Below are 12,439 nucleotides of genomic sequence, written 5' to 3' on the forward strand. Positions count from 1 at the left end.
CGAGCCCGCGCCCGCCCCGATCGCACTCCCCGCCCTGACCACGGCCGAGCTGATCGACCGGGCCGAGCTGGGCCAGGAGCGCGACGCCACCGTCGAGGTGACCGCGTTGGCCCAGCGCCTGACCGAGGCCGCCGAGCCCACCGATCCCCTGCTGGCGGGCCGGCGCGCGGCCGTCCTGGCGCGCGAGTCCGCCCGGCACGGCGACAGCAACGAGACCGAATCCCTGCTGCGCCGAGCGATCGAGCACTACACCGCCGCCGGTGACGAGGACCGCAGGCAGGGGGGTCTCGGCCGCCTCGGTGCGCACCTGTGCAGGCACGGCGATCCCGCCGAGGCGACATCGCTGCTGCGTGCCTCGCTCGCGCACCTGGGCGCGTCCGCCGATCCGGCTGTCCGGGCCGGCGCGATCCTGCGACTGTCCGGCGGTCTGCTCGACCTGTTCGACCGCGGCCTGCTGGCCGACGACGATGCCGCCGAACTCCCCGAGCTGCTCGACCGCGCCGCGGCCGAGGCAGCCGCGTCGGGCGGCGACGAGCTGATCGGCGACGTCGCCAGGCAGCGGATGTATCTGTCCGAGAACAACTCCCGCATCGACGACGCCGACGCCGCGGCGCGCACGGCGATCTCCGCCTTCCATCGGGCGAACCTGCCGTTGCGGGCCGCGACCACGCTCTACCATCTGTCCGGAATCCGCCGGTCCGCAGCGGAGTTCGACACCGCGCTCACGCTGCTCGACGAGGCGATGCCGCTGCTCGATACCGACACACCGATCGGATTCCGGATGGCGGTCTACGCCCGCCGCGGTGATCTGCTGCTGCACCTGGACCGTGCCGCCGAGGCCGTCGGCGAGCTGCTCACCGCGATCGCGATCGGCGCGCCCGTCGACCTGCCCCAGGTCCCGTACGCGCGATGGGATCTGGCCATCGGCTACCGGTCGACCGGGCAGCTGCTCGATGCCGCCGAACAGGCCGAGTCGGCGATCCTCGCGCTGGATCGCGCCGGCGCGGGCGGCCCGGCCCGGGGCTGTCGCTACCTGCTCGCCGGTCTGCACCGCTCGCTGGGCGAGCACGATCAGGCACTCGCCGTGTACGACGCGATCATCGAATTCGACCGGGCCGTCGCCGATCTCGGTGACGAGGCCTACGTGCTCGCCGAGACCGCCGATCTGCTCGACTCGCTCGACCGCGATGCCGAGGCCGCCGAACGCTATCGCCTCGCCGCCGAGGTGGCGGCCCGGGTCGACGATCCGATCCGGGTCGCCTACTGCCGCTACAGCGCCGCGCTGTCGCTGCACTGGGCCGGGGATTCCGACGGCGCGGTGGCGGCCGTCGACGTCGCCGATGCCGCACTGGCCGAGCTCGCCGCGACCGGACCGGACGCCGATCTGCTCACCTGGCACCGGGCCCGGCTCGACCACAACGCCGCTCGAATCCTGCACTCCGCCTCTCGTTTACCCGACGCGTTGCCCCGCGCGGAAGCGGCGGCCGCCGGGTTCCGCGCGATCGAGGTCGTCGATCGGGCCGTGCGCGCCGACTACGACCAGGCGAGAATCCTGCTCGGCCTCGACCGCGCCGCCGAGGCCGAGAAGGTCCTCGCGGGCGCCGTCGCCGAACTCGACGACACCCACCCGGCCTACGGCCCGCTCTCCGGCCTGCTGACCGAAACCCGTTCCCGCCTCGGCTGATACGAAGGACCACGCCATGCAACCGCTCGGCAGCGACGATCCACGCCAGATCGGGGCGTACCGGCTGCTCGGTGTCCTCGGCGCCGGCGGCATGGGCAAGGTGTATCTGGGCCGCAACGCGGGCGGACGCACGGTCGCGGTGAAGGTGATCCGGCCGGACCTGCTGGGCGACCCCGAGTTCCGGACCCGGTTCCGCCGGGAAGTGGCCGCCGCGCGCCGGGTCGGCGGGGCGTTCACGGCGCCGGTCCTCGACGCCGATGTCGACGCCGATCCACCGTGGCTGGCCACCGGATACGTCGCCGGACTCGCGCTCTCGGACGCGGTGTCGCGGTTCGGGCCCTTCGCCGAGCCGTCGCTGCTCGCCCTCGGGCACGGGCTGGCCGAGGCGCTCGTCGCCATCCACGACGCGGGCATCGTGCATCGCGATCTGAAGCCGTCGAACGTGCTGCTGGCCGTCGACGGGCCCAAGGTGGTGGACTTCGGTATCGCGCGCGCCGTCGAGGACACCGCGCTCACCACCACCGGAAAGGTCATCGGCTCACCGGGTTTCATGTGTCCGGAGCAGGTGACCGGCGAAGCGCTCGGCCCCGCGTGCGATGTCTTCGCCCTCGGCGGCGTGCTGACCTTCGCCGCGTCGGGTCACGGCCCGTTCGGCACCGCCGAGATCGTGCAGATGCTGTGGCGCATCGTCTACGAGGAACCCCGCCTCGACGGCGTGCCCGCGCGGCTGCGTCCCCTGGTCGCCGCCTGCGTCGCCAAGGACCCCGCCGCCCGCCCGACTCCGCGGCAAGTTCTCGCCGAGTTCGCCGCCATCGGTCTGCCCGAGCGCACGGGTTGGCTACCACCGGCGGTCCTCGAAGACGTCAGCAGGCGCGCGGTCGCCCTGCTTGACCTCGATTCCGGCCCGGTCGACGGCCCTGCCGGTCCCAGCACGCCACCTCACCCGTCTCGGTCGAACACCAGTAGTCAGGCATTCTTGCCCGGCTCCACGGGTTCCGGTGGGCAGACACCGGTGCCAGGTGCCGCTGCGAACTTCAGCGGACCGGCATCGTCGCCCGGAAAGGCGGCAGGCCTCGACGGTCAAACGCCGCCGCCCGGCTCCGGAGCGGGGTTCACCGGGACTCCACCGCTGTCCGGCACTGCGACGGGCTTCGGTCGGCGCACGTCCTTTGCCGACAGCGGCGGGCCGAAACAGTCGGGCTACGCGACTGTCAGCGGGCCGGCCGGTGACATCACCGGTGGTACCCACGCGCCTTGGCAGGCACCGCCTGCCCGCTCGCGCCGAGGGCGCAACGCTCTGGTGGCCGCGGCGGTGGTCGTAGCGCTGGCGGTGGCCGGGGGTGCGTTCCTGATCGGCGTCCAGCTGCGCGGTCAATCGGACGGCAATAGCGTGGCGAACTCGACGTCGATCTCCACCGGCACCGAAGACTCCGAGCTCCCGCCCGCCACCGGAGCGGCGGTGTCGACGGTCCCCGCCGCGTTCGTGGGGAGCTGGCAGGGGCAGGCCACCGACGGGCCGGTGCGCTTCGACATCACCCTCACCATCAACGACGGCAAGGTCGGGCAGAAGGTGGCCACCGCGTCGAATACCGGCACGCTCTCCGGCGAGCGCTGCGAGCGCTCGGAAACCCTGGTCGAGGCCACCACCGACGGCCTCGTCTTCCGGGCGAAACTCACCGGCAAGAGCGCGAGTGGCTGTGTGGACGACGGTGCGACCTCGACGGTCACCCTCGGCTCGGACGGCACCCTCACCTACCGCACGCCGGGGCTGCTCGGTGGCACCATCACCGGGTTTCTGCGCAAGTCCTGACCACTCGCGATGACGATTGCCGACCAGTTGCCGACCACCTCGAAACGGGATCGAAACGGCGAACCGGGCACCCCGCGCGGCTGGTGGTGGTTCACTACCACCACGAGCTTGTCTGGACCTCCGACCAACACATCACCCCTGGTGATGCCGATCTCAACTTTCCAGCCGTTGCTATCTGGGTCACTACTATGCCAGACTCTCGTCCCACACTGTGAAGCCGTCCGGTCTCACAATGTCCGGAAAGGGAGTGGGTTGAGCGAGCGGCAAGAGCGCGAAGTTGCCACCCTCCCGACGGCTGCGCGGAAATCAGCCCCAGTCCACCAGCGTGAGCGCGGCGGCGGTCAGCAGATCGACCAGTTCGCCGACCGGCGGACGCGACTCCCGCAGCAGCCATTCGTGCGCGACGCCGTTGACCGCGCCGGTCAGCAAGCCCGTGGTGAGCTCCGCGTCGCCGCGCAGCCGCACCCCCTTGGCGGCCAGCGCCGTCTCGATCAGCGCCGACCAGGCGTGCCTGCGGGCGCGGCGATGGTTCTCCATCCGGTCGCTGACTCCGACGACCTCGATCAGCGCCACCTGTGCGCGGTACGGGTCGGAGCCGAGCGATTCCAGGTACGCGGCCAGTCCGCTGCGCAGCGCCGGCTCCGGTTCGGTGTGCTCGACCACCGCGGCGACGACCGCGGCCGCGGCGTCGTCCTGGATGCGGTCGTAGGCGGCGATGAGCACGTCCTCGCGAGTCTCGAACTCCTCGTAGAACTGCCGCTTGGACAGTCCCGCCGCCGCGCACACCTCGGCGAGCGAGCACGTCGGGTACCCGCGTTCGGCGAAGATTCGCGTCGCTGCTTCCAGGAACCGCTGGCGCCGTTCGGCTTTACGCGCGACGACTGTACGACCCCCATACCGTCTGTCCGCTGTAGTCACCTCTCCAATGTATCTGAAACCCCGGATCACACTTACATTTCCGGGCTGCTCCAACCAATCCCCACAAAGAAGGACGGCTGACCAGTGCTGCGCACCCGAGGCTCGCGGACCGCATTGTCCGCTCTCGTACTAGCGGTGAGTGCCTCACTCGCCGCACCTGCATCGACCATGGCTGCCCCGCGGCCTGCGGCTCAGCCGAGCGTCCCGGCGATCGCGGAGAACGTTCCCTCCGAGACGCTGGCCGCGCTGGCACCGTCGATCGTAAGCGCCGTCTCCGCGCCGGCCCCCATCGCCGACGGCGCGCAGGCCGCGATCCTGGCTCAGGCGCGCGTGCTGCTCGCCACGCCCGGCATTCCCGCGCAGGTCAAGGCGACCCTCGAGAAGGTCATCACCTTCCTCGACGGCAGCGGCGGTGGCGGCCCCGAGCTCCCGCCGTCCGACGGCCCGCGGATCGCGCAGTTCCTGTACCCGACCATCGGCAAGGGCTGCATCGGCCCGACCTCCGATTCCGTCGGCACCGCGCTGGCCGTACCCGGCCCGGCCGAGCTGCCGCCGCCCGGGCCCGCCGCGGGCCAGACCGGTTTCGTCTTCACCGCGCTGGGTACCAAAACGCCTACCGTCGCGCAGAACCCGCCGATGACGGTGCAGTGGGTCAACCTGGACAACCGGCGCACGGGCACCCAGCCGCTCACCACCGCGGCCGGGATCAACCCGGACGGGCCGGCCACCCTGTCCGCCATCGCCGACACCGGCTCGGGCCGGGTCGCCGCGGTGATCACCGGTTCGCTCACCACGACCACCGCCGACGGTGACCGGACCTGCTCGTTCGCCCCGACCCTCGGGTTCTTCTCCGTCGCCTGAGCCGACGCCACGTATTGGAGTTTCGTTCAATGAAGTTTGCCGTCCCCGGCTTGGTCAGTGGCCTGGCCGGCGCGATCCTCGGGGTGATTGCCGTGCTCGGCATCACCGCGGGCGCGCAACAGAATTCGATCCCCGCCCCCGAGACGACCGCTGATCCCGGTTCGTCGGTGCTGGGCAACGTGCAGTACGGAAGCCGATGAGCAACGGGCGCAGGCTCATCGCCTGCATTCTCGTCGGGCTCGGCGCGCTGCTGCTCGCCGCCGCCGTCATGATCCCCACCTACACCGTGGACAAGGTCGCCAAGACCCCGCTGGATCTGCGGATCACCACCGTCGCCAAGAGCGTTCCCGGCGAGGAAAGCCTGGTGCTGGACGCGAAGTCGCTGACCTCGCCCGAGGGCGCGGCCAAGATCGACAAGAACGTCCCCGTGGTCTCGCAGCGCTTCCTGACCGTCGAGGAGCCCTCGGGCGCCGACGAGATGACGGTCCAGGCCGGCCAGACCCTGCGTCGCGACGACCGCGACGGCGACACCGGCATCCTCACCGCCTCCATCGACCGGGTCACCATCGACCGCGTCACCGGCGAGCCGGTCGCCACCTCGCCCAACGGTTCCCTCGCGGTCACCGTCGACAAGTCGGGCGCCTCGGTGGCCGACGCGCTGACCCGTCAGGGTCTGCAGTACCGCTTCCCGATCGGCACCGAGAAGAAGTCCTACCCGTACTTCGACACCAACGCCCGCGCCACCCGGCCCATCGACTTCGTCGAGGAGTCCGAGATCAACGGCGTCCCGGTCTACCACTTCCGGCAGTCCATCCCGGTGACGAACATGAACGACGTGGTGCCCGCCGCGACCAACAAGCTCACCCTCCCCGCCGCCAAGTGGGGCCTCGAGGGCGACGAGCCGGTCACCATGACCCGCTTCTACACCAACACCCGTGACCTGTGGGTGGAGCCGAAGACCGGCGCGGTCCTCAAGGGCGGCGAGCAGATCCACCTGTTCTACGGCCGCAGCGCCAACCAGATCGACGTCACCGCGCTGAAGTCGCACCTGGTCTTCGACGAGGAGACCATCGACGCCCAGATGGCCGTCACCCAGAAGAGCCTCGACAAGCTCGACCTGTTCGGCAAGACCCTGCCGATCATCCTGGGCATCCTCGGCGCGATCCTGCTCATCGCCGGCGCCGTCCTCGGCGTCCTGAGCGCGGGCGGCTCCGCCGCCCGGCGCACCTACGACCCGCCCACCGAACAACTCCGCACCACGAACCTCTAGCTCGGTTCCCCTGCACAACGAAGCCTCCCCGGATCCCTCCGGGGAGGCTTCGTTGTTTCACGGCCCGAACGCGGACCAGTCCGGCCGGTTCAGCAGGCCCTGACAGCGAGTTCGCTCCGGCAACGCGCCATGGCGTCGACCACCAGCGGTGCGAAGCTCTCCGACAGCAGCCCGATCGTCTGCAACATGGGGATGTCGCCGTCCTCGGGCGCCGTCTCGAGCAGTGCCAGCCCGGTGGTCACCGCGCAGCGATCGGTGCCCCGCCGGATGAGCCACCGGCCGGTCGCACGGGCCCGTTCGGCATCGACGCGCTGTCCCGCGGCGACCACATGCTCGTTCCGGAACAGCGGCACGAACACCTGGTGACACGCGTCGGCCAGCTCGGCGGGCGCGCGGCCGGGGTCCGGATGTTCGCCGTCAGTGAACCGTGGCACGGGTCGGAACAAACCGGTATCCGACTGGGTTGAGTGAGCAAAGCTCAACTTTGGAAGGGTCGATATGACTACAGCTCAGAACCTGCCGGTGCTGTTCCTCACCGATCCGATCGTGCTGCCGGGCATGGTCGTGCCCATCGAATTGGACGAATCCGCGCAGGCCGCCATCGACGCCGCGCAGGCCGGGAAGACCGGCGCTGTGCTCGTCGCGCCCCGCCTCGACGAGGGGTACGCGTCCTACGGCGTCGTGGCCACGATCGAGCAGGTCGGACGGATGCGCGGCGGCGCGCCCGCCGCCGTGCTCAAGGCCGAGCGCAGGGCGCGGATCGGGCACGGCGTGACCGGGCCGGGCGCCGCCCTGTGGGTGGAGGCCGAACTCGTCGAGGAGCCCGCTCCCGACGCGCGCACCACCGAGCTCGCCGCCGAATACAAGAAGCTGGTCGTCGCGGTGCTCCAGCGGCGCGAGGCGTGGCAGATCATCGACATCGTCAATCAGCTCGACAAGCCCGAAGCCATCGCCGACACGGCGGGCTACGCCCCGTACCTGACCAACGACCAGAAGCGCGAACTACTCGAGACTCCCGAGGTCGCCGCTCGCCTGACCAAGCAGATCGAGTGGATCAAGGACCACATCGCCGAGGTCGAGGTCACCGACAAGATCTCCGAGGACGTCCGCGAGGGCATGGAGAAGAGCCAGCGCGAGTTCCTGCTCCGCCAGCAGCTCAACGCCATCCGCAAGGAGCTCGGCGAGGACGAACCCGACGGCGCCGACGACTACCGCACCCGCGTGGAGAACGCCGACCTGCCCGAGAACGTGCGCGCCGAGGCGCTGCGCGAGGTCGGCAGGCTCGAGCGGGCCAGCGATCAGAGCCCGGAATCGGGCTGGATCCGCACCTGGCTCGACACCGTCCTGGACCTGCCGTGGACGGTGAAAACCGAGGACAGCACCGATGTCTCGGCCGCGCGCGCCGTGCTCGACGCCGATCACCACGGTCTGGACGAGGTGAAGGACCGCATGGTCGAGTACCTGGCCGTGCGTGCGCGCCGGGCCGCGCGTGGTCTGGAGGTCGTCGGCGGACGTGGCTCGGGTGCCGTGCTCGTGCTGGTCGGTCCGCCCGGTGTCGGCAAGACCTCGCTGGGTGAGTCGGTCGCGAAGGCGCTGGGCCGCAAGTTCGTTCGCGTCGCCCTGGGCGGCGTGCGCGACGAGGCCGAGATCCGTGGCCACCGGCGCACCTACGTGGGCGCGCTGCCCGGCCGGATCGTGCGTGCGGTGAAGGAGGCGGGGTCGATGAATCCCGTCGTCCTGCTGGACGAGATCGACAAGGTCGGCTCCGACTTCCGCGGCGACCCGGCGGCGGCGCTGCTCGAGGTCCTCGACCCCGCGCAGAACCACACCTTCCGCGATCACTACCTCGACCTGGACCTCGACCTGTCGAACGTCCTGTTCATCGCGACCGCCAACGTCATGGACACCATTCCCGGCCCCCTGCTGGACCGCATGGAGCTCATCACCGTCGACGGCTACACCGAGGCCGACAAGGTGGCCATTGCCCGCGACTTCCTGGTGCCCCGGCAGCTGGAACGCAACGCGCTGACCGCCGAGGAGGTCTCGATCACCGACGCGGCGCTGCGCGAGATCGCGGCGAACTACACCAGGGAAGCCGGTGTGCGCCAGATGGAGCGCCTGGTGGCGAAGGCCCTGCGCAAGGCGGCGACCCGCCTGGTCACCGGCGATGCCGCCGACGAGAACACCCTGGTCGACAAGGGCGCGCTGGGCGAGGGCGCCGTGCTCGGGTACGACCCGGGGCTCGGCTACGACAACGTCATCGATATCGAGTCCGGTCCGCAGCCGGCCGGTCAGCTGACGAGTCTCGTGGTCGACGTCGAGAACCTGACCGACTACCTCGGCCGTCCCCGCTTCACCCCGGACTCGGTGGAACGCACCGCCGTCCCCGGCGTGGCGACGGGCCTGGCGGTCACCGGCGCCGGCGGCGATGTGCTCTACATCGAGGCCAACGCCGCCGAGGGCGAGCGCGCCCTGACCCTGACCGGTCAGCTGGGCGATGTCATGAAGGAATCGGCGCAGATCGCGCTGACCTACGTGCGCTCGCACCTCGAGGAGATCGGCATCGAGCCGAAGGTCCTGGACCGCAACATCCACATCCACTTCCCGGCGGGTGCGGTGCCCAAGGACGGACCGTCGGCGGGCGTCACCATGGTGACCGCCCTGGTGTCGCTGGCGCTGGGCCGTCAGGTGCGCGGTGATGTCGGCATGACCGGCGAGGTCACGCTGAACGGGCGCGTGCTGCCGATCGGTGGCGTGAAGCAGAAGCTGCTCGCCGCCCAGCGCGCCGGGCTGAAGACCGTCTTCATCCCGGCCCGCAACGAACCGGACCTCGACGAGGTCCCGGCCGAGGTGCTGGCCGCCCTGGATGTCCGCCCCGTCGCCGACGTGGCCGAGATCCTGGCCTACGCCATCGAGCCGATCGCCGAACCGGCCGCCGACGGCAGCTTCGCCGTCAGCGCCTGACCCACCACCGAACGGGCCGTGCACACCACCTGTGCACGGCCCGTTCGCTGTCCGTGAGAGCTATCGGCTGACGGTCGGCGGCAGTGCGGGCGCCTCCTCGGGCGCCGGGGTGACGATGGCCAGTTGGTCGGTGACGTAGCTGTCCTGGTCGTCGGTGTCGTCGTCCTCGTCGTCGAACTCGGTGTCCTCGTCGGCGCCCGCCTCCGCGACCCGCTCGAGGTCCTTCTCGACCCGTCGCGTCGTGCCCTGGGCGACCGCGCACAGGATCGGCTCCTCGCCCTCGGTTTCGGCGTAGACGTCGCAGTGGGTGACGGCCTGACGGCGGGTGGCGCCGAGCACGGTGGCGTGCACCCGCAGCCGCTCGCCGAGGGCGGGACGCAGGTAGGTGATGGTGAAGCCGCCGGTCAGCACGTTGGGACCCAGAACGGTGCCCGCGGCGAAGGTGAGCGCGTTGTCGGCCGCGTAGGCCAGCACGCCACCGTGCACGAATCCGAACTGCTGACCGTGCTCGGGCTGGATCTCGATCACCAGTGTGGCCGCACCGTCCCCGAATTCCGTGAGTTCGGTGCCGACGAGTCGGGCGAACGGTTGCGCGGCGAGTACCTGGCGGGCCAGGTCGAGGTCGAGGGTGGTGGCTTCGGTCGGCATCGGGTGTTCCGTTCTTCGAGCTCGGTCATGACATCGGTTGGCGCGCTACGGATATTGCCATCCTGGGGCGGTGACGAGTACGCCAGTGCCGCACCGCGAGCTGCCCGGTTGCGCCGTTTTGTCGGTACCGTGCGGTAATACTTCACCCGTGCCCCAGTGGCTGCTGCATGTCGATCTCGACCAGTTCCAGGCGGCGGTGGAATTCCGGCGTCGTCCTGAGCTGCGCGGACTGCCGGTCATCGTGGGCGGCGAGGGCGATCCGGCGCAGCCGCGCAAGGTCGTCACCTGCGCGTCCTATCCGGCCAGGGCCTTCGGCGTGCGCGCGGGGATGCCGTTGAAGATGGCGCAGCGCAAGTGCCCGGAGGGCGTGTTCCTGCCGGTCGACATGGCCGCCTACGAGGTGGCCTCCGACGAGATCATGGCGACGCTCGGCCGGGTCGCCGGGGCTGTCGAGGTGTGGGGCATGGACGAGGCGTTCGTGGCCACCGACGGTGACCCGTGGCGGCTGGCCGCCGAGATCCGCCGTGCCGTCACCGAGCTGGGTCTGACCTGCTCGGTCGGCATCGGCGACAACAAGCTCACCGCGAAACTGGCCACCGGTTTCGCCAAGTCGACCGGCAAGACCTCCGCCGAGCCCGAGCACGACCCGGGCGCGGCGGCCGGGGTGTTCGAACTGACCGCGGCGAACTGGGCCGAGCTGATGGGCCACCGCCCCACCGACGCGCTATGGGGCGTCGGGGCCCGGATCGCCAAGCGGATGGCCGAGCTGGACATCGTCACCGTCGCCGATCTGATGGCCGCCGACCGGCAGCGCCTGGCCGCCGAGTTCGGCCCGAACACCGGCCCCTACCTGTGGGTCCTCGGTCACGGCAAGGGCGACACCGAACTCTCGACCACCCCGCGGATACCGGTGGGCCGCAGCAAGTCCGAGACCTTCCCGCACGATCTGACCGACCCGGACGAGATCCGCCGCGAAGTCGCGCGCCTGGCCACCGAGGTCGCCGAGGAGATGATCGAGCACCAGCGCATCAGCACCCGGGTCGCGGTCACGGTCCGCACGAAAACCTTCTACACCCGCAGCAAGCAGCGCAAACTCCCCCAACCGACCGCCGATGTCGCCACCATCGTCGACACCGCCCTGGCCATCATCGACCGCTTCGAACTCGACCGCCCCATCCGCCTCCTCGGCGTCCGCCTCGAACTCCTCCCGCCCGACGCGCCGGGCGGTTGAGCCCCTCGGCGGGGTCTGCCGGTGCGCTGGTTCGCCTCGTATGCTCGGACCCATGGATTACTCCGCGATGGTGGCCCGTGAATCCGACGGTGGGATCGTGCTCGCTCGTGAGCAGGTCGGGGAGGATTTCCTCGGCGAGGGCGAGGTGACGATCAAGGTTCATTACTCGAGCGCCAACTACAAGGATCTCCTGGCGATCACGCCGCGCGGCGGCGTGGTGCGCAACTATCCGATCGTGCCCGGCATCGACCTCACCGGTGAGGTGGTCGCGTCCGAGACCGACGACTTCGCCCCCGGCGATCAGGTGATCGCGCACGGCTACGAGCTCGGTGTCTCGCGCAACGGTGGTTTCGCCGAGTACGCGCGGGTGCCCGCCGAATGGGTGGTCCGCCTGGACGGCCTGGACACCAGGGACGCCGCCACGATCGGCACGGCAGGCTTCACCGCGGCGATGAGCGTGCAGGCCCTGCTCGACAACGGTCTCACCCCCGACGACGGCGCGGTCCTGGTCACCGGAGCGACCGGCGGCGTCGGCACCGTCGCCATCGACATCCTCTCCGGCCTCGGCTTCGAGGTCATCGCCTCCACCGGCAAGACCGACGCGAGCGACCTGCTGGCCGAGCTGGGTGCCAACGAGGTCATCGGCCGCCTCCCGCTGGACCCGGACGCCAAGCCGCGCCCGCTCAACAAGGCGGTCTGGGCTTCGGCGGTCGACAGCGTCGGTGGCGCTTCCCTGGCCCACGTCCTGAGCGCCATCGGCTACGGCGGCGCCGTCGCGGCCAGCGGCCTCACCGGCGGCGCCGAACTGCCCGCCACCGTGCTGCCGTTCATCCTGCGCGGTGTCAGCCTGCTCGGCATCGACTCGGTGTTCCTGCCGATCGAGAAGCGTCGTGCGCTGTGGACCGCACTGGGCAAAGAGCTGCGCCCGCAGCACCTCTCGACGATCGAGTCGTTCGCCCCGATCACCGAGGTGGACCGAGTGCTGCGATCGATCAAGGACGGCACCCATTCCGGTCGCACGGTGATCGGGGTGGCGGGCGAGTTCTGAGCGGA

10 protein-coding genes and 1 pseudogene are annotated in these 12,439 nt (G+C 70.6%); 8 read left to right on the forward strand and 3 right to left on the reverse strand.

Translation table 11 applies throughout. From position 1 onward, the window contains the following. Window positions 1–1,684, forward strand: a 1,684-nt coding sequence (locus V8688_RS06790) for a hypothetical protein (protein WP_342800432.1), incomplete at its 5' end; no start/stop codon positions are given. 16 nt (window positions 1,685–1,700) lie between these two features. Continuing rightward, window positions 1,701–3,494, forward strand: coding sequence for a protein kinase (locus tag V8688_RS06795; RefSeq protein WP_342800433.1), 1,794 nt, complete (start codon window positions 1,701–1,703; stop codon window positions 3,492–3,494). Between the two features lie 306 nt (window positions 3,495–3,800). Here the strand turns inward: V8688_RS06795 and V8688_RS06800 are convergent, their stop codons facing one another. Beyond that, window positions 3,801–4,412: a TetR/AcrR family transcriptional regulator gene (locus V8688_RS06800; protein ID WP_218718355.1), complete on the reverse strand. Its 612-nt coding sequence runs from the start codon at window positions 4,410–4,412 to the stop codon at window positions 3,801–3,803. An 84-nt stretch (window positions 4,413–4,496) separates the two neighbouring features. On the opposite strand from V8688_RS06800, the gene V8688_RS06805 reads away from it, so the two are divergent. From V8688_RS06805 to V8688_RS06815, 3 genes are read left to right on the forward strand one after another with little or no spacing between them, the layout of a single operon-like run. Beyond that, entirely contained in the window at window positions 4,497–5,273 is a 777-nt protein-coding gene (locus tag V8688_RS06805; RefSeq protein WP_218718356.1) for a hypothetical protein, read from the forward strand. Between the two features lie 29 nt (window positions 5,274–5,302). After that, window positions 5,303–5,473, forward strand: coding sequence for a DUF2613 domain-containing protein (locus V8688_RS06810; RefSeq protein WP_218718357.1), 171 nt, complete (start codon window positions 5,303–5,305; stop codon window positions 5,471–5,473). Next, window positions 5,470–6,543, forward strand: a complete 1,074-nt coding sequence (locus V8688_RS06815; RefSeq protein ID WP_218718358.1) for a DUF3068 domain-containing protein — start codon at window positions 5,470–5,472, stop codon at window positions 6,541–6,543. The genes V8688_RS06810 and V8688_RS06815 overlap by 4 nt, the downstream gene beginning before the upstream one ends. 89 nt (window positions 6,544–6,632) lie before the next feature. On the opposite strand, the gene V8688_RS06820 is transcribed toward V8688_RS06815, so the two are convergent. Beyond that, complete coding sequence (locus V8688_RS06820; RefSeq protein WP_218718359.1) at window positions 6,633–6,977, reverse strand: hypothetical protein; 345 nt, start codon at window positions 6,975–6,977, stop codon at window positions 6,633–6,635. A 64-nt stretch (window positions 6,978–7,041) separates the two neighbouring features. Here V8688_RS06820 and lon point away from each other — a divergent pair, with 64 nt between their 5' ends. Then, window positions 7,042–9,507, forward strand: a complete 2,466-nt coding sequence (gene lon / locus V8688_RS06825; RefSeq protein WP_218718360.1) for an endopeptidase La — start codon at window positions 7,042–7,044, stop codon at window positions 9,505–9,507. Window positions 9,508–9,747: 240 nt separating this feature from the next. Here the strand turns inward: lon and V8688_RS06830 are convergent. Next, window positions 9,748–10,155 (reverse strand): annotated as a pseudogene (locus V8688_RS06830) (PaaI family thioesterase); the annotation flags it as partial. A 148-nt stretch (window positions 10,156–10,303) separates the two neighbouring features. On the opposite strand from V8688_RS06830, the gene V8688_RS06835 reads away from it, so the two are divergent. Further along, window positions 10,304–11,386, forward strand: coding sequence for a DNA polymerase IV (locus V8688_RS06835; RefSeq protein ID WP_218718362.1), 1,083 nt, complete (start codon window positions 10,304–10,306; stop codon window positions 11,384–11,386). Window positions 11,387–11,438: 52 nt separating this feature from the next. Continuing rightward, window positions 11,439–12,434, forward strand: coding sequence for an oxidoreductase (locus V8688_RS06840; RefSeq protein WP_218718363.1), 996 nt, complete (start codon window positions 11,439–11,441; stop codon window positions 12,432–12,434). Window positions 12,435–12,439: the final 5 nt, after the last annotated feature.

Source organism: Nocardia sp. No.11 (assembly GCF_038752175.1).
Lineage (GTDB): Bacteria > Actinomycetota > Actinomycetes > Mycobacteriales > Mycobacteriaceae > Nocardia > Nocardia canadensis.